This window comes from Acetobacteraceae bacterium (genome assembly GCA_004843345.1).
Lineage (GTDB): Bacteria > Pseudomonadota > Alphaproteobacteria > Acetobacterales > Acetobacteraceae.
This window is the reverse complement of sequence record CP039460.1, coordinates 238,668-259,975: the sequence shown is the minus strand read 5'-3', so window position 1 is coordinate 259,975 and position 21,308 is coordinate 238,668. Positions and strand designations below refer to the sequence as shown.

Annotated in this window: 19 protein-coding genes and 2 tRNA genes; 16 read left to right on the top strand and 5 right to left on the bottom strand. The window is 41.8% G+C overall.

Going from position 1 to position 21,308, the window contains the following annotated elements; genetic code table 11:
* Positions 1–32: 32 nt before the first annotated feature.
* From FAI40_01285 to FAI40_01250, 8 genes are all read left to right on the top strand, one after another.
* Positions 33–122: transfer RNA gene (locus tag FAI40_01285), tRNA-Ser, on the top strand.
* A 159-nt stretch (positions 123–281) separates the two neighbouring features.
* On the top strand, positions 282–1,592 hold the full coding sequence (locus FAI40_01280) for a DEAD/DEAH box helicase (GenBank protein QCE34079.1): 1,311 nt from the start codon (positions 282–284) through the stop codon (positions 1,590–1,592).
* Between the two features lie 104 nt (positions 1,593–1,696).
* Positions 1,697–1,921 carry a hypothetical protein gene (locus FAI40_01275; GenBank protein QCE34078.1) on the top strand — a complete coding sequence of 75 codons (225 nt, stop codon included), beginning with the start codon at positions 1,697–1,699 and terminating at the stop codon, positions 1,919–1,921.
* A gap of 61 nt (positions 1,922–1,982) precedes the next feature.
* The gene (locus tag FAI40_01270; protein ID QCE34077.1) at positions 1,983–3,902 is read left to right on the top strand and encodes an ABC-F family ATP-binding cassette domain-containing protein; all 1,920 of its coding nucleotides are present in this window, start codon (positions 1,983–1,985) and stop codon (positions 3,900–3,902) included.
* A 300-nt stretch (positions 3,903–4,202) separates the two neighbouring features.
* The gene (locus tag FAI40_01265) at positions 4,203–5,840 is read left to right on the top strand and encodes a DAK2 domain-containing protein (GenBank protein QCE34076.1); all 1,638 of its coding nucleotides are present in this window, start codon (positions 4,203–4,205) and stop codon (positions 5,838–5,840) included.
* Positions 5,746–6,654, top strand: coding sequence for a triosephosphate isomerase (locus tag FAI40_01260; GenBank protein QCE34075.1), 909 nt, complete (start codon positions 5,746–5,748; stop codon positions 6,652–6,654). The genes FAI40_01265 and FAI40_01260 overlap by 95 nt, the downstream gene beginning before the upstream one ends.
* Before the next feature lie 114 nt (positions 6,655–6,768).
* The gene (locus FAI40_01255) at positions 6,769–7,113 is read left to right on the top strand and encodes a glucose dehydrogenase (GenBank protein QCE34074.1); all 345 of its coding nucleotides are present in this window, start codon (positions 6,769–6,771) and stop codon (positions 7,111–7,113) included.
* Positions 7,114–7,119: 6 nt separating this feature from the next.
* On the top strand, positions 7,120–9,330 hold the full coding sequence (locus FAI40_01250) for a pyrroloquinoline quinone-dependent dehydrogenase (GenBank protein QCE35707.1): 2,211 nt from the start codon (positions 7,120–7,122) through the stop codon (positions 9,328–9,330).
* Positions 9,331–9,414: 84 nt separating this feature from the next.
* Here the strand turns inward: FAI40_01250 and FAI40_01245 are convergent, their stop codons facing one another.
* Together FAI40_01245 and FAI40_01240 are read right to left on the bottom strand one after the other, a co-directional pair.
* Positions 9,415–11,793 (bottom strand): hypothetical protein, encoded by a 2,379-nt coding sequence (locus FAI40_01245; protein QCE34073.1) that lies wholly within the window; start codon positions 11,791–11,793, stop codon positions 9,415–9,417.
* A 268-nt stretch (positions 11,794–12,061) separates the two neighbouring features.
* Positions 12,062–12,150 (bottom strand) — tRNA-Ser (locus FAI40_01240).
* 170 nt (positions 12,151–12,320) lie between these two features.
* Between FAI40_01240 and FAI40_01235 the strand changes: the two genes are divergently transcribed.
* On the top strand, positions 12,321–13,361 hold the full coding sequence (locus FAI40_01235) for a hypothetical protein (GenBank protein QCE34072.1): 1,041 nt from the start codon (positions 12,321–12,323) through the stop codon (positions 13,359–13,361).
* A gap of 107 nt (positions 13,362–13,468) precedes the next feature.
* Positions 13,469–13,852, top strand: coding sequence for a hypothetical protein (locus FAI40_01230; protein QCE34071.1), 384 nt, complete (start codon positions 13,469–13,471; stop codon positions 13,850–13,852).
* 22 nt (positions 13,853–13,874) lie between these two features.
* Here FAI40_01230 and FAI40_01225 read toward each other — a convergent pair whose 3' ends face one another.
* A complete protein-coding gene (locus FAI40_01225; GenBank protein ID QCE34070.1) occupies positions 13,875–14,483 on the bottom strand; it encodes a hypothetical protein in 609 nt (202 codons plus the stop codon).
* Positions 14,484–14,682: 199 nt separating this feature from the next.
* On the opposite strand from FAI40_01225, the gene FAI40_01220 reads away from it, so the two are divergent.
* The 6 genes from FAI40_01220 to proP all read left to right on the top strand — a co-directional run bounded on the left by FAI40_01220 (position 14,683) and on the right by proP (position 20,227).
* On the top strand, positions 14,683–15,348 hold the full coding sequence (locus FAI40_01220) for an HAD-IB family hydrolase (GenBank protein QCE34069.1): 666 nt from the start codon (positions 14,683–14,685) through the stop codon (positions 15,346–15,348).
* A gap of 27 nt (positions 15,349–15,375) precedes the next feature.
* Positions 15,376–15,702 carry a hypothetical protein gene (locus FAI40_01215; protein ID QCE34068.1) on the top strand — a complete coding sequence of 109 codons (327 nt, stop codon included), beginning with the start codon at positions 15,376–15,378 and terminating at the stop codon, positions 15,700–15,702.
* A gap of 54 nt (positions 15,703–15,756) precedes the next feature.
* Entirely contained in the window at positions 15,757–16,668 is a 912-nt protein-coding gene (locus tag FAI40_01210) for an SDR family NAD(P)-dependent oxidoreductase (protein ID QCE34067.1), read from the top strand.
* 10 nt (positions 16,669–16,678) lie between these two features.
* A complete protein-coding gene (locus FAI40_01205) occupies positions 16,679–17,674 on the top strand; it encodes a hypothetical protein (GenBank protein ID QCE34066.1) in 996 nt (331 codons plus the stop codon).
* Between the two features lie 39 nt (positions 17,675–17,713).
* Positions 17,714–18,583 carry a hypothetical protein gene (locus tag FAI40_01200; protein ID QCE34065.1) on the top strand — a complete coding sequence of 290 codons (870 nt, stop codon included), beginning with the start codon at positions 17,714–17,716 and terminating at the stop codon, positions 18,581–18,583.
* 123 nt (positions 18,584–18,706) lie between these two features.
* Positions 18,707–20,227: a glycine betaine/L-proline transporter ProP gene (gene proP, locus FAI40_01195; protein ID QCE34064.1), complete on the top strand. Its 1,521-nt coding sequence runs from the start codon at positions 18,707–18,709 to the stop codon at positions 20,225–20,227.
* 70 nt (positions 20,228–20,297) lie between these two features.
* Here proP and FAI40_01190 read toward each other — a convergent pair whose 3' ends face one another.
* Entirely contained in the window at positions 20,298–20,531 is a 234-nt protein-coding gene (locus FAI40_01190; GenBank protein ID QCE34063.1) for a hypothetical protein, read from the bottom strand.
* Between the two features lie 217 nt (positions 20,532–20,748).
* A complete protein-coding gene (locus tag FAI40_01185; GenBank protein ID QCE34062.1) occupies positions 20,749–21,261 on the bottom strand; it encodes a hypothetical protein in 513 nt (170 codons plus the stop codon).
* Positions 21,262–21,308: the final 47 nt, after the last annotated feature.

The following is a 21,308-nucleotide window of genomic DNA, read 5'->3' as shown; positions in this document are numbered from 1 at the left end:
TAAAGATTCGCTCTGTCTTCAAAAAAGAATGTGGAGGGGTGGCCGAGAGGCTGAAGGCGCTGGTTTGCTAAACCAGTATAGGGGAAACTCTATCGTGGGTTCGAATCCCATCCCCTCCGCCATTTTCTTATGATTTTCCATTAAAAATCGTTAGACGTTCTCCGTCTTTCTACGGGATAATTTTTTGTTCGCTTGCGTCTCTTTTTTAAAAGTACTAAAATAGTCTTTATTAAAAGAGATTTAAAATTCTCTTCCATTTTAAATAAAGATTGTGAAAGCAAGTGACTAATTTTGATGCCTTTGGCTTTACAGTGTCTCTTCGTCAAGCGATAGAAGCCACTGGATACAAAACACCAACTCCAATTCAGGCGCAAGCCATTCCAAGGATACTTGAGGGGCGCGATGTTCTCGGTCTCGCACAGACGGGGACAGGGAAAACCGCTTCTTTTGGTTTGCCTATTTTACAGTTTATTTCTCAAAAGCCGACAGTTTATAAAGCTTGGGGATTTAGGGCTTTGATTTTAGCACCGACCCGTGAGCTGGCATTACAGATTTCTGATAATATTTCGGATTTCTCACGTTTTATAAAAGGTTTCCGTATCGCTACCGTTTTCGGCGGTGTCGGGCAGGGGCGTCAAGTTGAAAGCTTGCGTCGTGGCGCGGATGTTCTTGTCGCAACGACGGGACGTTTGTTGGATCTCGCCAACCAAGGTTATGTTGATTTTTCTTCAACAGAATTCTTGGTTTTGGATGAAGCGGATCGTATGCTTGATATGGGTTTTATCCACGATATTCGTACGATTTCGGCAAAACTTCCAAACAAATGCCAGACGATGTTGTTTTCTGCGACTTTCCCAGAAAATATTCGAAGCCTTTCTGAAACATTACTTTCTGATCCTGTTCAGGTTCAGGTTGTTCCAGAACAGACTTCTGTTGAGCGTATTACCCAGAAAATTTTATTTTTAGAAGAAAAAGATAAAAAAGAGGCGCTTTTATATTTGCTTAATAATGAGCAAAAAAAGCCTCGCCGTGTTGTTGTCTTTACATTGATGAAGCATGAAGCAAATAAGGTTGCGGCGTTCCTTCTCGAAAATGGTATTGAGGCGGCTGCACTTCATGGTAACAAGTCTCAATCAGCTAGAGAAAAAGCCATGAACGGCTTTAGAACGGGTGATATTGAGGTTCTTGTCGCAACGGATATTGCGGCCCGTGGCATTGACGTTGAAGATGTTTCCTTGGTTGTTAACTTTGACTTGCCAAATATTCCAGAATCCTATGTTCACCGTATTGGACGTAGTGGGCGTGCAGGCCGTCAGGGATATGCTTATTCTTTCTGTAGTCCAGAGCAGCGCGCATGGCTGAAAAATATTGAAAAAGCAGTTGGTCAAGCTATTCCTGTTGATTTGGAGCAGCCTTTCCATTCAGAAGCGGCACAGCATTCAAAAATGCCTGCGCCAGTTCTTGGTAAAAAGCGATCAGGTGGTGGTGGACGTCGTTCTCAGAACCACCGTCCAAGGGGGCAGAAACATGCGCCTCAAGCTTCTTCTGCACGGAAGCCAAAACGTATTAATAAAATGTACTCACACGCTTAACGGTGTGTGATGTACCCTTAGATTTTCTTCAAACAATTTACGCCACCATATAGTAAAGTTCCCTGAGGTAAGTTATTTCTTACGCTCAATGAAGGGGCAGAAATATGAGTTTTGGAGAATTACTGGGTATTTGTTGTGTTATTGGCGGGGTGTTCTATGGATTAGGACTCCTCGTTGATGAGAAATACCCTTTTTGGGGTGGCTGTCTTTCTGTTGTTTTCATCTTTCTTGGACTAGTGCTTTATTATGTCGCTCTTAAAGCGCATGAGGCAGCATTGGCAGATGCTTTAGCTGTTTCCTTTCAGGTTTACAGAACGCTCTTTATCTGATTTTTAGGAAGTCTAAAGAAAATTTTCACTTCGTTATATCCTAAATTAGAAAAGATTTTTCATGAGCATTCTTAACGTTACCAATCTCAGTCTGCGTGTTGGGCATCGTCAATTATTAGATAATGCTTCTGTGACGATTGATGCAGGACATAAGATTGGATTGGTTGGAAAAAATGGCGCAGGAAAATCAACCCTGCTCAATGTGATCTCAGGGGATATTTCACCTGACGGCGGATCAGTGACACTTGCAAACCGTGTCAGTATGGGAAGGGTAAAGCAGGAATCACCTTCAGGCCCTTCTACTGTTTTAGAGATCGTCTTAGAGGCAGATATTGAGCGTGCGAACTTGTTAGCTGAAATGCAGCGCTTGGAGAAGGAAGATCCGTCTTCTGTACGACTGGCAGACATTCATGAACGTTTAAATGTGATTGATGCTTATTCTGCACCAGCGCGAGCCGCAACGATTCTTTCCGGCTTAGGATTTGATGAAAAGGCCCAACAGCGTCCAATTTCTGATTTTTCTGGGGGCTGGAGGATGCGTGTCAGCCTCGCAGGTGTTTTATTCACAGAGCCTGATTTTCTCCTTTTGGATGAGCCAACGAACCATTTAGATATGGAGGCTGCATTATGGCTGGAATCTTGGCTAAAACGTTATTCTGGAACCGTTTTGCTTGTCAGTCATGATCGGGATTTTCTCGATAATGTAACAGATTCTATTCTTCACTTGGATAAAGGAAGACTTTCCTTAACGCCTGGTGGTTTTAGCCGTTTTTTGCGCATCCGCACAGAACAGGCATTGCAGCAGAATAGGGCTGCGGAGCGTGTAGCAAAACAACGTCAGCATATGGAAGCCTTTGTTGCCCGTTTCTGTGCAAAAGCGACGAAGGCACGTCAAGCGCAATCACGTCTAAAAGCCCTCGCGCGTCTGCCGGAAATTGATTCGGTGATAGAGGAAGCGCCTGTTCAGTTTGATTTCCCATCTCCTGGGGAAGTTCCTCCTCCAATGCTGAAACTTGAAAATGTTTCTGTAGGGTATAACGGACAGGCTATTTTAAGTAATCTTTCTATGCGGATTGATATGGGAGACCGCATTGCGCTTTTGGGACGTAATGGCGAAGGGAAATCCACCTTCGCAAAATTACTTTCAGGAGAGCTTTTGCCTTTGCAGGGTGAATTTGTCCATTCTTCAAAATTACAAGTTGGCTATTTTGCCCAGCACCAACAGGAAGCTCTCATTTTAACAGATACGCCTTTGGATCATATGATGCGTGTTTTGTCAGATGCGAATATAACGGTGGCAAGGGCACAATTGGCTAGATTTGGTTTAGATGTCCACCGTGCAGATACACCTGTCAGCCAATTGTCTGGAGGCGAAAAAGCACGTCTTCTACTTGCTTTAGCGACACGTCATGCGCCACATCTTCTTATTTTGGATGAGCCAACAAACCATTTGGATATTGATGCAAGAGACAGCCTTATTCGTGCATTAATGGCATTTGAAGGCACTGTTTTGCTGATTAGCCATGATAGTTATTTGGTAGAAGCCGTTGCAGACCAATTGATTGTTGCGGCTCGGGGCACAGTAACGCCTTTTGACGGCAGTATGGAGGATTATCGCTCCTCTCTAGAGCAGGCGAGCGCTGTTAAAAAAAAAGAAAAAGAAGACGTTCCTGAAACTAAACAGGAAAAGATTACGCAAGCCCGTGAAATGCGAGAAAACCGCAAGGAGCTAACACGCTTGTTAGCTCCATTGAAAAAAGAGATTCGATCTATTGAAGCGATGATGGAGAAGTTGCGGAAAGATCAGCAGCGAATTGAAGTAAAATTAGCAGACCCTGCTTTGTATGATTCAAATGATTCTCAAAAAATTACTTCCTTAAATGCTGAATTATCTTCTTTGGTTGCACAGCTTGAATCATGGGAAGAAAAATGGCTGATGAAACAGGAAGCGTTAGAGGAAAAAGAGCGAGAGATTCCTTAACCTTTTTCTTAAATGATTTTGTAAAAAAGACTCTTTGATAAAGCTGGAGATGACATTCTTTTTTTGAATTCAGCCGTTTTTTCTACTTTAAAAGCTAACTTTTCGCGTAATCCAGATGGATTGAAGAGATGAGCAAAAAGAACTCTCTATAAAAAAGAGTGATGAGGTCCTTTTTAGATTGACATCCGCATTTTTGTGGCGCGTTGTAAAAGAATAAACAAGCTATTTAGCCCAGAGTCCTCCAAATAGACTTGGCTATTTAGGCAAGAAATTTTCTCTATTTATACGGAGATTCTCGAAATGAAACGCTTTTATAATCGCCGAGAAACAATCGTAAAAGATGCGTTAGAAGGCTTGTTAAATTCCTCCTATGGCGCAGATTTGGAAATGTTAAAAAATACGGGCGGTAGTTATGTTATCGTTCGTGCAGATTGGGATCCAAATAACGGAAAAGTCGCTGTCATTTCTGGAGGCGGTGCAGGCCATGAACCGATGCATGCAGGATTTGTTGGCCGAGGCATGTTAACATCCGCAGTTAGTGGTGCGTTATTTGCTTCTCCTGGCAGTGAAGATATTTTGACGGCTATCAAAGCCGTAACTGGCGAGGCCGGTTGCCTTGTAATTGTCAAAAGCTACATGGGCGATAGGCTTAATTTTGCGAGCGCTGTTTCACAGGCTCAAGCCTTAGATTTGAAAGTAGAAATGGTATTGGTTTCCGATGATGTTGCTTTGGGCGAGGGAATAAAACCACGTGGCCTTGCTGGGACATTGCTTGTTCATAAGGTCGCAGGTGCTGCTGCCGAATCAGGGAAGTCGCTGGAAGAAGTTACCGCACTTGCACGTGAGACTGCTTCATCAATTTATACGATCGGATTGGGACTTTCACGTGTTCATCCATATGATGCAGAGGATGTTGAGTTACTTGGGAAAGATGTTGTCGAAATAGGAATTGGGATTCATGGCGAGCCTGGCGTTGAAACTATTCCATATGCGCCATTAGATCAGCTAATGATGACTTTGACAGAACGTTTGCTTGAGCGTGCGCCTAAAGATGGAGAGTTTCTTCTTTTGGTCAATATGATGGCTGGAAGTCCAGAGTTGGAAGCTTTAGCTATTGTTTCTGCAATTGGACGAACAAAGCTTGCGGAACGTGTAAAGTTTATTATTGCACCAGTGCAATTTTGCGAAGGGCTGGATGTTAAAGGTGTTTCATTGACGGTGATGCCTATCCGCGAAGATTTATTAAATTTACTTCAAGCTCCGGCAGAACCACTCTATTGGAAACCGCCTGTTCCTTATCACATTAAGCCGCTTATCATTTCTTCGTCAGCTTCTAAAAGTTTTGAGGATATTCCAGCGAGTTCAAATCCTGAAGTCGAAAAGAATTTAGACGCAGCATTGAATGTTTTATTAAAGAATGAAGGTGTGTTGAATAATTTGGATGCTACTGCAGGTGATGGAGACACAGGATCTACATACGCAGAAGCGGCTCGCAAAATTCAAAATAAAAGGACAGAACTTCCTTTTGCGAATACGGCTTTATTATTTACTGTTTTAGGACGTTTACTTTCTCATTATTCAGGTGGAACAAGTGGCGCCTTATTTTCTATTCTTTTTTCAAATGCGGGCAAAGAAACGGATTGGAGAAAAGGACTCTTGCAGGGTGTCAAAAAAATGCAGGAATATGGTGGATCGAAACAAGGGGATCGCACTGTTATTGATGCTTTGCTTCCAGCAGCTGAGTGTCTAGCAAAAGGTGGAAGCATCGCTGAAGCTGCCAAAGCTGCTCGTATGGGGGCAGATGCTACTAAAGGTATGAAAGCGAGGGTTGGACGCTCTTCTTATGTACCTCCTGAACGTTTGGTTGGCATACCAGATGCCGGTGCAGAGGGTGTGGCACGGGTTTTTGAAGCAATTTCTAAGGTGGATATGTCATAAAAAGGAGGGGAACATGCACAAGTTTTCTTCAGAGGTAGAGGCAATCAAAAAAGTTTCTAAAAGGTATTCACGTTATATTATTGGGAACTGGAAGGTTCGGACAAAAAGCAATCATCAAGCGATGGCGCTGGTGGATGATATCGTAAGAGGCTTTTCAGAAAAATCGATACCTGCAGGCACGAAGATTGTTCTTTGCCCGTCATTTACACAGCTTTATAGTGTTTATGAAAAGCTTTCTTCGGCAAAGCAAATAGGAGATATGAGTGTGGGAGCACAGGATTGTAGCTTGCCTAAGGGGGCTACAGGAGATGTTCCTGCTGAACTTTTAGCATCGGTTGGTGTGGAATATGTCCTGTTAGGGCATTCTGAAAGGCGTATCATCCATGGAGAAGGCAGTGCCGAAGTAAAAAGTAAGACATGTATGGCAATTCAGACGGGGCTTATTCCGATTGTCTGTGTTGGAGAAACTTTGATTGAGCACAATAAAGGTCAAGTAAAAGAGGCTTTGTTTAGGGAGATTACAGAATCTTTACCTAAAAATTTTGTGGGTCTTCTAGCGTATGAGCCAATATGGGCCGTGGGTGCTGTTGATATGGCTTCTACAGAGCAAATTAAAAAAAGCCTTATGATTATTCGGGAGATTCTGCAGGAGCATTTGACCTCTGCTATTTTACCGCCTCTTCTTTACGGTGGCGCTGTGATGACGGGTCTTCAAGCGGCTGCAGTTTTTCAGACTGGAGTGGATGGCATTTTAATAGGCAGGGCAAGTGTATGTGCTGAACAGGTTTTAGATATCGTTCATGGCAGTGCATAGGTTACGTTTAAAGTGGCAGAGATTGCAGGAACTATATTTATACTAAAAATGGCGCTGAGACGACTGTGAGAATGATGAGGGGCAGTGCCAAAAAGGAATAGGAGCTAGGTGACAATGGGTAGTGTTGTTAGGCTTTCAATAAGGTTCTTAGGTTTTCTTTTAGCTGGTATGGGGCTGTTCCTCGTTTGGGACGGTGTAAGATTAGTGCTGCTGGGTGGATCGCCATATTATGTTGTTTTTGGCGCCGCTATTCTATTGGCAGGTATTTTATTGTTTTTGCTGCGTGAAGCTGGAGGCTGGATTTATCTGTTAGCTTGGGCAGGAACATTTTTCTGGACAATATGGGAGTGCGGGATGGATTGGTGGGGCTGGTTGCCCCGCCTCTTGGGACCAACGCTAATTTTTTTCTGGGTTGTTGCTGTTTTTCCTGCTCTGAAGCGCTACCAGTCTGAAAGGTGATATATGATGAGATACATAAAAAGCCGATATGCGCTGACCTTTTTAGGGGTTTTAATTAGCACTTCAGCGCTTGCGCAAATTCCTCCTTCTCTTGATGTTCCTGGCCCAGGTGGAGGACAAGCGGATGTTTTGGCAAAAACAAACTCTGCTTTTGACCCACCATCGCCAAATAGTCCTCAAGCTGAGGGAGTGAATGCTGCTAATTTACCAGATATTGATGAAATTTTGGCATCAGATCTCCCGACACCAGTGGCGCAGGTTGGGGAGAATCCAGCGTTAGCAGACTGGCCAGTATATGGTCATGACAGCAAAGAAAGTCGTTACTCTCCGCTTTCACAGATTACTCCAGAAAATGTAAAAAAATTAAAAAGGGTATTTGTTTACCATACAGGCAGTCTGCCACCGAAAGGCAAGGTAAATAAGTGGGCTGCGGAAACGACCCCCATTAAAGTTGGGGATCGAATTTATATGTGTTCCGCCCTGAATGATATGATGGCATTGGATCCTCGTACAGGAAAGGAAATTTGGAGATTTAAATCAGGAGAGAAGTATGAATCCATTCCGTATACGGCCGCTTGTAAGGGGGTGACATATTTTACATCGTCTGTTGTTCCAGAAGGGCAGCCTTGTCATAATCGTATTATTGAGGGAACGCTTGATATGCGTTTAATCGCAGTAGATGCGGAAAATAGTAAGTTATGTAAGGCATTTGGTTACTCTGGCCAAGTAAATCTTATGCAGGGAATGGGAGAATCTGTTCCGGGGTTTGTCTCTATGACGACACCGCCGCCTATTGTTAATGGTGTGGCTGTCGTTAATGCGGAAGTTCTTGATGGGCAGCGACGGTGGGCGCCTTCAGGTGTCATTCGTGGTTATGATGCGGAAAGCGGTCGTTTTATTTGGGCATGGGATGTCAATCATCCTCAAAATCATCATCAACCTGCCGCAGGAGCATTTTATTCCCGTGGGACACCTAATTCTTGGGCGGCGATGACAGGAGACAATAAACTGGGTTTGGTTTATGTGCCTACTGGGATTTCTGCGGTCGATTATTTTTCAGCTTTGCGTTCTCCAGCAGAAAATAAGGTTTCATCTGCTATTGTTGCGATTGATGTGCGTACCGGTGAACCTCGTTGGGTTTTTCAAACAACACACAAAGATGTGTGGGATTACGACATTGGATCCCAAGCGACACTTTTTGACTATACGGATGATCAGGGACAACTTATTCCTGCGATGATTGTACCGACCAAACGTGGTCAGACGTTTGTTCTAAACCGTGAAACAGGCAAACCTCTTGATGATTTTCCTGTTAAAGAACTTCCTGCACCTACCGAAGGCGGTGTTTCAGACGATGTAAGAAGTCCAACGCAACCCTGGTCTATCGGTGTGCCAACATTGGGAATGCCAATGTTGAAGGAAAGGAATATGTGGGGGATGTCCCCATTGGATCAGCTGGTGTGTCGTCTTAAATTTCGGCAGGCTCATTATGTTGGTCCCTTTACGCCCCCCAGTATTGATCGTCCATGGATCGAATTTCCAGGCTATAATGGTGGGTCGGATTGGGGGTCTATTTCTTATGATGATAGAACAGGAATTATGCTGGCAAATTGGAATGTTCTTCCGATGTATGATCAGCTTGTGACACGGAAAAAGGCTGATAATATAGGGCTTATTCCGCTCGACAATCCAAATCATAAGGTCGGTTCCGGCGGTGCTGAAGGCGCTGGAGCACAGGCAGAAACACCTTATGGGGTTGTCGTCTCGCCTTTTTGGAATAGTTTTACACATATGATGTGTTTTGAACCACCTTATGGGCAGATTACCGCCATTGACCTAAAAAAACATAAGGTGTTATGGTGGCATCCTTTAGGGAATGCGCGTGCAAATGGCCCGTTTGGGATTCCGACACATTTACCTCTGCGTATCGGTCTCCCTAATAATGGTGGCCCCATCGTGACCGCTGGTGGCGTTGCTTTTGTGGCAGCAACAACGGATAACGAAATTCGTGCATTCGACATAAAAACGGGCAAAGAATTATGGCATGATATTTTACCAGGTGGAGGACAAGCGACGCCGATCACATATATGCAAGATGGCCGTCAATATGTGGCTATTTTTGCAGGGGGGCATCATTTTATGGAAGCGCCAGTAAGCGATCAGCTGGTCGTTTATGCTTTGCCAGAAGGCTCAGAAGAGCTAACGAAAGCACACTGATTGCTTCCTGCTGATTTAGGGTAGGAGAAGGGGCGTTTACAATATCGAATTCGCCCCTTTTTCGTTATAGAGACGCGCAACAGATTAAAAGTAAACAGAAGCGGTGATATGCCAAACCCTTGGAAGACCAAGTGTTGCGCCGTTTGTGCCCGAAGCTCCAGGGCTTGCAGAAGGAGAAAGAGAGTTCCAATAGGTTTCATTTGTGACATTATCGACTTCCCCTCGGAAGACCATTATATGATCACAAATTTTTGTAGAATAACGCATCCCTAAATCGAGCGTAACATACTGATCTGCCCATGTCGTATTATAGATATTCGCTGGTCGGGCACTGGTATAATGGGTGTTGGCATTAAAGGCGATGCCGTGCAAAATTTTGGGATGATAGTCTAAGAGAAAATTGACATTCCAGGCCGGAACTCCTGCAGCCAGCATATTGTTGATTCCAGAAGAGGTAGCGGCATGCTCAATGAGAGGGTGAAGATAGGTTACACCCCCTAAAATGGAAATATCTTTCGTTAACGCACCAGAAGTTTGAAATTCAATGCCCGTATCTTTTTGAATGCCGTTATACCCATAAATTCTTGTATTTGGATCAGTAAAAGCATAGGGACTTTCAATGCTGAATCCATCTAGATTAATACTGAGACGGTTTTGGTAGAGATATTTAATCCCTCCTTCAAATTGTTCTGAATGATAAATAGGGAGCATTTCTCCAGCATTGGCAGATCCAGCAGAAGCAGAACTTCCGACACCAGTTGATTTTCCCCAATTAAAATAGGCAGAGAGATTTTTTATTGGATGAAAATTAAAGCCAACCGCAGGAGAAAAAGAGCCCATAGCCCGAGATCCGCCAGAAGGCGAAATCAGATAAGATCCATTTGGATAACCTGGAGCTCCAGTACGTTTCCAATTTTTGACATTAGTATAGCCAAAAGAAAATTGCCCCGTAACTGTAAAGAATTTTCCTATATCTATTTGATCTCCGACTAGCAGGCTTTGTTGCGTAATGGCATTTTGTCTATAACTGCCAGTCTCTTTTGGCTCAGTGCCAGAAGGGGCAATAATGGGGTTATGAAGGTTATCGTTTGGAATAACATCGATTCCAAGTTGATAGCGTGTAGGAGAATTTTCATAACCTTCATAGCCGTTTGTGCCTAAATTTAGATGATGAAGAAGCGGTCCTGTGTGCAGCGTTGCATTAATATAGGCATAATTACTCCAAATACCGTATTGATTGCCAGAAGGCTGTGCTGAAGCTGTTTGTTTAAATGCGCCTAGGGTATTGAGTAATTGATTTGTTATGCCATGTGTATAGCGAGGTGAAACTTCATAGAGTCCGCCGATAGAAAAATGAAAATTGGGGCTGAAATCATGCTTTAGTTTCATAATGCCATAAGTGCTGGAGAAATTAACACCACTATAATTTTGTCCAAAGCCAGGCGTTGCGGCGCTAGGAGCTTGTGGAAGAGACATATTCATACCATATGTAAAACGTCCAGGCATTCCAGAATAGGACATATTGTACTGTCCAGCATCCAGCTCTAATTTTGTACGTTTATCGAGTTGAATATCAATATCGCCACTATAGGCATCACGCCATTGATTCATGCCTTTGACATACATTTGGCCTGTTTGATTTATGTAATTGAAGCGAATTTTAATAGGGCCTTTCCCAAGAGAGGTATCTAAGGATTCCAGTGGGGATCCAGAGGCGTCATAACCAAAATTAAAGTTAAAAAAGGGGATTTCGGTTGGACGTTTTAAGGTTGTATTGACGACACCCGCAGGGCTCTCAGGACCATACATTGCACCGGCAAGTCCATTTAGAATTGTCATGTTTTGCACCATTTCTGAAGCGAGTGGTGTGGACATAATGGAATTGAGACCATCAAGGCGCGAGTTAGCAAAAGTGTTGTTAAGAAAACCACGATTTTCGATTTCAACAGAAGCAGGGCTTCCAGTCGTATGAATTTGAACCGAAGGGTTAAAACTCAACATTTGGGAGGCATAGCGTAGTTGTTGATTCTCTATAACGTCGTGGCTAATTTGGAAAACGGAAAAGGGAGTTTTTTTTAAAGGAAGGTTTCCCATTGGGCCGAAATCTGCGTTTTTATTGAGATAATGAGCACGAGTGCCAGAAACATCTTTTGTGATTTTGTCTGGATCCGCAGGTTCACCACGGACAAGAATTCTTTCAGAAGAATTTTCCTTTGTTTCTTTTCTCTCTATTTCTTGGGATGAGCTGTTTCGTCTAAAAAATATATTTTCTTTCGCTTCTAATTTTTGAGGATAAGGAAGCTCTAGTAAGCATAAAAATGGCAGGAAAATATATTTCTTTTTGAAGGCCGGAAATCTCTGTTTTTTGAAAAAAGAGAGATTTTTAGAGCCCCATTTTCTTGATAAAAGACACCTGCTGCTTTTTCTTTTACCAACAAAAATGGGGGTGAAGTTGATATGCATCTACTTAAGAGCCGGTAAAGTGAAAATAATTTTCACCTTACGAATTTAAAGACATAAGGTTAGCGCTATTTTATATAGCAGGGAGAGACAAGTTTAGCGGATAGTTGAAAACTTATTGAATACAACGGTATTTTGATAAGTACAATTTCTAGATTACTTTGGCGTTAGATTTAGAAATAGAAAAAGCTATTTTTAAGATGTCGTCATATAAAGCACTTAATTATTACCGTGCGCTTACAAGCGATCTTAAATTTTTTATATAAAAATATGGCGGAGAGGGCGGGATTCGAACCCGCGGTACGCATAACGCACACACGCTTTCCAAGCGTGCGCCTTAAGCCGCTCGGCCACCTCTCCGTTTGTTGTGAATTATCCTTAACATTCTCCTTTTAGAATGGGCAAGGGAAAAGTTTGTTTTCAAAAAAATAAAATTGAAAAAAAAAACTTTTAAGCGCATCCTAGCTGGAATAAATAGATTTTAATTAAAGATTAAAATGTCTTTGAAAAGATTTAGGGATCAAGAGGCTATGAAAAATTCGAAAAAGAAGGCATTAGGCTTAAAGGCAACTTTTTTGGTTGCGTCAGCATTCTTTCTAACCAATAGCGGGGCAGCTTATGCGTTGCCAGCCTCCTTGGATATGCACACAGCGTTGATCTCCAATAATTTTACCTTAAAAAATAAAGCTGGAGAAATTTATTCAAAGACGGCAGATGCTCCGGTTAGTTTTGAAGCCTATAGCAAAGCGCTCAAGGGAGATAACCGTGCGGCTAAAAAACTTTTAAAGGAAATTAAGAAAAAAAATTCTGTTGGTTCTGATAAGGTCGAAGCTCGCCAGAACGGCAAAAATATTTCTATACGTTCTCAAGATTGTCATTATAAATTGAGCCTTGTGAGAACAGATGCAAATGAAAAAGGTGTTTTTGCGACCTATCAGCTTTCAAAAGGTTTGCCTCAACGTTGCAGCGACCGTTTTCCAGTAAGTGCCACAGAGGCTATTTCGCTCAAAGCCCGTCTCATTAACACGCCAAAGGGTGTTTATCAGCTTCCCGTGCGTGCCGATGGTGGATCGACCTCAACAGTCCTCGCCCCTTTAAGTCCCACAGATACAAATGATGCGGGATTATTTGGCTATACATATTTTCTCAAATATGCGGATGGTTCTTCTTTGAACTGGAGTACGGCTGGCGTGATGAGCAATAAGCTTGTGCTTGGAAAATCTCATATGACAACGTCTTATCTGGTTGCAGATGCTGTTGGTCAGGGGGCTGCGCATCTCTCAAAGGTTGGTATCCGTTTAGGGTCTTCTTCATTGGAATCTCCAACATTGAGAGTGGTTTCACCAAAGCCTTGTGATTATCAGATGTTCTTGGATAAACCTTCTATTCATCGTAAAGAAGGCTCGTTAAGTGTTGATTTTCAGGCGCCTAAGCTTTCTGGAAATTGTTTGCAGGGGAAAAATCCACTTTCCGTTACGATGGGAATTGAATCTTTAAACATTGATCCAGATGGAACGAATAAAATGGTCGTTGAAAATTTGGGAAGAGATGCGAAAGCTTCTGTGAAATAAACATTAAAAAAAGAGAATGAGAGCAAGAGGGTGTGATGCAAAAGAAAAGTCATCTTAAGTTCTTAGGCTTATGCCTTCCTGCTATGGTTTTGTTTTCGACGCCGATAATGCCTTCCTTCGCGCAGGGGAAGGCATCTAAAGAGAATAGTCATATTTCTGGGCATGAAGAAGAAATTGACGTGCATGGCACAACTCAAGATCATAATTGTCCGATTGCGCTCCATCGAGGGAATATTTTAGGCGCTTCTCATGGTGTGAGTACAAAATATCTGCCATCGGTAAATGTGCCTTATCGAGAGCATTTTACTTATTTCTCTGTAGCCGATGGCGAGAAGACTTATCTGGTTCGCCGTCAAGGTGAATTGCACGCAAAGGATTATGTTGGCTTGATAGTGACTTCTCCTTGCCGCCAAACGATTGCCGATGTTGTTCGGATTGGGGATATTAAGTCAGCAGGGGCAGCAGATGAGGCTGCTGTTGCGAGAAATTAGAGCTTCTTATTTTCTAATTTTTTTAGTCGCTATCACTGTTTTCGTCTTCATTTGGGTCGGCTTCTTTTTCCGCAGATTTTAAATCTTCTTCCGTGAAGGAAAGTGCAGAAGGCAGCGCTGCTGGCAGTGCAGAGACGAGATTATGCGTAAGCTTCTGCTGTTGCATATAGACGCTCATTGCAATACGCGCTTGCTGAGGCCTTAAGATCATTTCATAAGGACAGTTAGAAAGGGCTTCAACATTAATGAGTTCAAAAGAAAGATAATGCCCAATATTTCCACGGTAGTAGGCTGTAAAACCCTTATCAAAGGGAATTTGAAAAACTTTACCATTAAATTTCTGACACTCGCCATCTTTCTCTAGCAAGAGTTTTTCTTTGTGGCGAAGGGAAAGTTTTCCACTGATTGGATGATTTTTTGGAGAGGCAAGTCCAATGACTTCGCCAACAACGAGGCTGTTTGAGGGTCTTGAAGAGACATAACGGACAATGTAGGAGGCAAGTCCAATAAAGAGTAAGGCAATAAAAATTCCGCCAACAATCCAGATTGTATCTCGAATAATTTCTTTTTCATTCTGATTTTGGCGTAAGATCGTTTTTGGATTAGGAGATTGTTGGGAAGATGTTGCCATGGATTTTCAAGGATAATGATAAATTAAGCAAATTTAAGGCATTGAAACACGCAATAGAGAATATTTTCAAATTGTCCCTAAACATAAGGCACGAATATATTCTATATACAGGTGATTTCTCTTTTTTAAAACGATAGTGTTTGTCTACCTTATTTTTAGTAAGCGATTACTATAAAATTCTATTTTTGTCATCGGATTTATGCCTTTCTTTCACACTGTTTCTTCTCGTAAAGTTGCTTTTTTTGACTTTGATGGCACTCTTTTAAGAGGAGATAGCGGTTGGCGATTTCTGTTATTTTGTTTTCGTTTGAGAGACTTTCCTAATCTTTTCCTTTTATTTCTGGGTGTCTTGAAGGATTTTTTCACAGGAAAGATTAATCGCAACAGGTTAAAAGAACGTCTTTTTGGGGCTGTTTTAAGGAGACGCTCTTTAAAAGAAATTTATATGCTTGGAAAAATTTTTTCTCAGAAGCATTTGCTAGAAAATTATCAGTTCAGAGATGTTTTTCAAAAGTTTGAGATGCATAAACAGCGGGGAGATCGCTGTATTTTAGTGAGTGCTAGCCTTGGGGAGTATTTAGCGCCTTGGGCTTTAAAAAATGGGTTTGAGGCTGTGTTGGCAACCCGTTTAGAAAAGGGATTTGATGGATGTGCCACAGGCCGTTTTATGAGTAAAAATTGTCATGGCCCAGAAAAAAAGAAAAGAATTTTAGCTTATTTGAAATCGTCCAAAGCTCCAGAGGAAAGTATCGCTTATGGAAATAGTTCTGGAGATTTTGAGATGTTCGAAATGGTATTGGAAGCGCAGGGTAAAGCTTTTTTTGTTTTACCAAATGGAAAAATTAAGCCTTGGTTGGGGCGTTGATTAGAATTTTGAAAAAGAAGGATAAGGATGATGAACAAAAAAAAATATTTAAAGACATCTGTAACTTTGATGGTTTCGTCATTGTTATTGACAGGATGTTTTCATCATAAAGCACCAGACCCTAATTTGGTTGATATGAAAAAACCTAGTAAGGCGCATTTGAGAGCTTTGCAAGAGGAGGGTGCGTTGCCTCCGCCGCCACCGCTTCCATCGCCTCAGAGTTATAATAACGCTGCGAATTCTCAAGTGAATGGTGATGCAGGAGATGCACAGTATAATCCATCTCCTGCCGCATTAGAGCAAGGCAATACCCCTGGAGACACAGATGACGGAAATGATGTCGATAATATGTAAGTTTGTGCTTAAATAAGGTAAGTTGTTGAGAAATCATTAGGGGTGAATTTAAAAATGTATCATATTCCAGATCAGACTGGTCGCCGCTTTGTCATTACGGGCGCTAATAGTGGAACAGGCAAAGAAATGACAAGACGTTTGGCTGAAGCAAATGCGGAAATTGTGATGGCAGTCCGCAATGAGGCTTTTGGAGAGGCTGCAAAGGAAGAAATTCTGCAGCAATTTCCAAAGGCGAAGCTCGAGGTCAAATATATTGATTTGGCGGATTTGAAAACAGTTGAGAATTTTGCAGAAGGTCTTAAGTCAGAGGGGAAGGGGCTGGATGTTCTTATCAATAATGCGGGCGTGATGAGTCCGCCAAAGCGTTATGTGACAAAGAATAATTTTGAGCTACAGTTTGGAACTAACTTTTTAGGTCCATTTGCTTTAACGCATCATCTTGTTCCGCTTTTGCTTCAATCTTCCAAAGCGCCGCGGGTAACCACAATGTCAAGTTGTGCTGCGATTATTGGGTTTTTATTGGGAATGTCTGATCTGCAATCAGAAAAGATTTATCTCCCATTTTTATCTTATGCACGATCAAAATTGTCTGATTTGTTAATGATGCAGCAACTGGCAAAAATTTCAGCAGAACGTGGATGGAATTTAATTTCCAATGCGGCACATCCTGGATGCACAAGGACACGTTTAATGCTGACGGGACCCAATATGGGGACAAACAAAACAACACGTCCTTGGATTTATAATTTTATTCCAGCCATGAATCCAGATAAAGGCGCTGTGCCTTTGATTGAAGCGGCAACAGATCCAAAAGCTCTATCTGGAAGCTATTATGGTCCACGTTGGTTACTGATAGGCAAAAGTGGGCATGTTAAAAAACCAGAATCTGCACGTTGGACGGATGGAGAGAAACTTTGGAAAAAGGCTGAAAAAATGACAGGTGTTTCTTTTCCTGAAAATTTATAAGAGAGAATTTATGAGACGCCCTTTTAAAATTCTTTCTGTTTTTGCAATGAGCTTTGTCTTAAGTGGCTGTACGCCTCATGATGTTTTGCGTAGCTATTTTTCAGATAATATTGTGGCTTTTGCAAAGGGACAGGGGAGTGATTCCGATGCAACAGCATGGAAAGATCAAGGTGTCCCTTACGATGAATATCGTTATTATAAAGATCATCATTTAGCCGTTGCGGATTATATGGATTTGCGCGATGGCGGATTGAAGGACGATCAAATTCATCAATGGTGTGATCATAGATATACGCCAGATCTTATGCGTCAATTTGCAGATGCGGGGATTCACAGTCCTCGGGAGCTTAAGATGTGGGTTGAAAAATTAGGTTTGCCTCAATCTGCTTTTGTGGGGGCAAGTGCCTCTTCAGATCGTGAAGTGCAGGTTTTAAATGCCCCTGATGTTTCTGCAATTCAAATTCTGTTAAGGGCTGTGAATTCAAAAGAAGTCGCCGCAGATGATGTGCGGGAGGTGAATCTTGCTTATCCTTCTGATTGGCAAGATACAGATAAAACAATTGGGACGGCTAGTTTAATGGCTGAAAAAGGATTGGACGTTTCTGAGGCAAGGGCAAAATATTCGGACGAGACAGAAAAAAAGAAATGGGAAGATGAAGAGGAAGAATGGGGTAAAGAAACATTACGGAAATGTCATGGTGTCCCTGTTATTCTTGTTGAAAAAAATTTAGAGGATCCGATTGCTTTAGAAGGGCATTGTTATGTCTTCCCACAAGTTTTGCCAGATCGCTGGGATATGGTGTTAAAGGAAATCAATCCAAAATCGGCGGTTTTAGTGCCTAAGAAATTTATGCGTCCAGAGACCTCTCCTGTTTTCTTGCATGGGGATGTCAATCTGCAATTCTATCGAACGATGCTGGTCTTTGGTGAAAAATCGAAATTTTATGAAAATAGCAGTGGTTTGCGGCGTTTGGGTGCGAATTTTGAGGTGATGGCTTATTATTAAGCTTTGTGACCATTCCTTCCTTAGGATTACATAGGTTTTATGAAAAAAACGCTTTTATCTTTTTTACATTTTACTGTGATGGGAACATGTTTTGCGTCGTGGCCATCAGCGAGGCTGTGTGCCGAAACACTTGCAACATCAGGATGGGATGAGGCTGGAAAGTTTGGTGTAGATGAGGCAAAGGAAACGTTTGAAAAAACCTACGGAGAGCATACGACAACAGGTCAAGAAGGTTTTAATGAGCAGGCTGCAGCTGAGGAAGCTGGAATAGCACCAGGGAAGGAAAAGCTTCCAGTTGAGGAAGAAGAGAGTGAATCCGAAGAAGAGAATGAAAATAACCCAGAATTAGAAAAAAAGGCCTTGTCAGATGGATATGGGTTAGGGGTTTATTCCGCTTTTGGTGTTGCAGAGGTTGCCTTAAAAGGAGATTCTGGAATGGAAAAATTGCGGAAGCTTCGTCTAAAACAAGAGAAAGAAAAAGAAACAGAAGAGCATCTTGCTGAAAAATCTGCTAAGGTTGATTATGACCCAATGGCGCAACGCTTAACGTACGGGCAAAAGCAGGACTTTCTAAAGCTCAATAAGGAAATGAATCAGGAAGTTCTAGCGCAATGTGAAAAAGATGGCAGAACGGCGGCAAGATGTGTTCTCTTTACGACGGCACCGCCAAAGGAAGTTATGCAGAAATTAGCAAAAATGCCTTTAAAAGAGCTTTTTGCGTGGTCATTAGAAGCGCGTTCAAGATTTGATCCAACAAATAATGTTGCAGGATCAATTCTTTTGAGTGCCGCAGGAACAGAGCTTCAGGAAAGAGGCTGGTGCTGGGAGGCGGATTATTCCCTTCAAAAGCAGCACCGTTTTATACGCTGTGATGAAGAGGATTTAGAATCTTCTTCATTAGGGCATTAGTTAATTGAATATTTTGAAAAATTAAGAGGCCTTATAGTCTAAAGTTAAAGAAGCTTTTGTCATTTGAAAATTGATAGCTCGCAGGTTTCTTAAGATTTTTTGTAAATTAAAGAGCAAGGAATTATGAAGGTAACTAGAAAACTTTCTCCTTTAAAATTGAGTGATGTCACAATTATTGATGATAAAAAACTCCATAAAGCGATTACAGCAGCGGCCCTTGGCAATGCTCTGGAGTGGTTTGATTTCGGTGTTTATGGTTACCTTGTGACTGTTTTGGGAGCTGTTTTTTTCCCCGCAGTAACACCGAGCGTTCAGCTGATTGCGACGTTGGCAACTTTTTCTGTGCCTTTTTTAATTCGTCCTATGGGGGGAATGTTTTTTGGCGTTCTAGGGGATAAATACGGACGTCAGAAAATTTTGGCGCTGACTGTTATTTTGATGACCTTCAGTACTTTCTGCATTGGTTTAATTCCTTCCTATGCAACAATTGGAATTTTTGCACCTCTTGCTCTTCTTCTGTGTAAAATGGTGCAGGGATTTTCTGTTGGCGGAGAATATACAGGGGCTTCTATTTTTATTGCAGAATATTCTCCAGACCGTAAAAGGGGCTTTATGGGAAGCTTCCTTGATTTCGGTTCAATTTTAGGGTTTGTGCTGGGGGCTGGTGTCGTTGAGCTTTTAACAGGTCTAATTGGCCAGCAAGCTTTGTCAGAGTGGGGATGGCGGATTCCTTTCTTTCTTGCATTACCCTTGGGATTTATTGGAATTTATTTAAGAAATGCTCTGGAAGAGACCCCAATTTTTCAGCAGCATATTGAAACAATCGAGAAAGAAGATCGTGAAGGACTAGCAGATCGTCCTCGTGTTCCATTGAAAAAAATTGCGGTAAAATACTGGCGAAGCCTATTGAGTGCTGTCGGTTTGGTCATTGTCTGCAATGTGACGTATTATATTTTGCTGACCTATTTACCTAGCTATATGGAGCATAATCTTCATTACAGCAGCAGCAAAGGGGTTTTGATTATTGTTGTTGTGATGGTTGGTATGCTTTTTGTTCAACCTCTCATCGGCTTATTCAGCGATAAAATCGGCAGACGTCCTTTTGTGTTTGCAGGGAGTTTAGGCGCTATTTTCCTTTCTCTCATTGCCTTTCATTTGATTGGCTCTCATGTCCCTGCTGCGCTTTTTTTGGGGCTGTTTATTTTAGCGATTATTCTAAATTGCTTCCTTGGGGTGATGGCATCTATTTTGCCTGCTCTATTTCCAACAGAGGTGCGTTATAGCGCGCTGGCAATTTCTTTTAATATTTCGGTTCTTATCGCAGGTCTGACACCAACAATTTTGGCTTGGCTGGTTCAAATGACAGGCAATTTAATGATGCCAGCTTATTATTTAATGGGAATGGGGACAATTGGGTTTATCACGACTTTCTTTATGAGGGAGACTGCTAACAGACCTTTGCGTGGTGCCGTTCCAGCGGCTTCAGATATTCAAGAAGCCAAAGAGCTTTTAGAAGAGCATCAGCAGACTTTAGAACAAAAAATTGAGAGTATTGATGGTATTATCCACTCTTTGGAAGAGGAGCTGAATAAAAAGCAAATCGAGCGGCAGCAGCTCATAGATCAGCATCCGCATATCAATTAGCGATGAATAAAACGGCACTGTAAATAGATTACAGTGCCGTTTTATTATGGATTTACTGTATGGTGTATTATTAGGAAGCGGGTTGATCTGCTTGCTGTTGTTTTAGGCGTTGCTCTTGATCATATTGCATTTTGGCTCCCTGCGCTGTGTCTGCATCGGGTTGATCTTGATTGCCACTTCCCATCATACGGGAAATACCTTCCTGTTCATTTTCATTACCGCTGCAGCCAGTAAGAAAACCAACGCCCAAAAGGCAAGCGATGCCAGCTAAGGGAGGGAGATTGCGAAGTTTGAATTTCTTCATGATTAGTCCCATTTAATAGAGAGTAGATGAAAAGGTTATTCCGATTTCACATGCGCTATTCTTAAGTTTGAATATGATGTGTATTCGCACTTGGCGAGTCTTAAACCTTACTTGAGAAATCTTTTTCATAGAAGCTTAGAATTTAGCTCTATGGATATAAAAAAGGATAGCTACAAATATGTAACTATCCTTTCTCTTTAATAAAATTTTATAAAATTCAGGTTTTTGGAGAGAGTTTTTCGACTGCTTTTTGCAGATTTTTAATTCGCTCTGATTGTACAATTTCTTGTTTAATCAGCCATTGTAAAACTTTACTCACTTCTGCAGGTGTCAAGTTTTTACTGGCTGTGAGCATTTCCAGCTCTTCTCCCATTTCTTTTTCAGTTTTGGGATTTTTTGCCAAAAGTTGAGCCATGGTAAGTTCTTTTCGAGCTTCAGCTTCAGCTTTCTCTTTAGCTATTTTTTGCTCTGCTTCAATTTTTTTTCTGTCTTCCTCAGCTTTTTCAGCCTTTAGCTCTTCTTCTGTTTTCTTTTCTTCTTCTTCAGGGGAGAGAGGTGTTCTTTGCTCATTGTTTTCTTTTTTATCTTTTTCTGGTTCAGAAGGTGTTTTTAAGAAAGAGGCGCCAGAAATCGTACGCTCAGCTTCAGATAAAGCATTGGAAATTTTATCAAGCGTAGAGGGTTTAGTTGTTTTTTCATTGCTCGTGGAAGATGAATCTGTTTCCGTCATGCTAGGTTGCCCACTTCGTAAAAATTATGGCTCATTTAAAAAATATT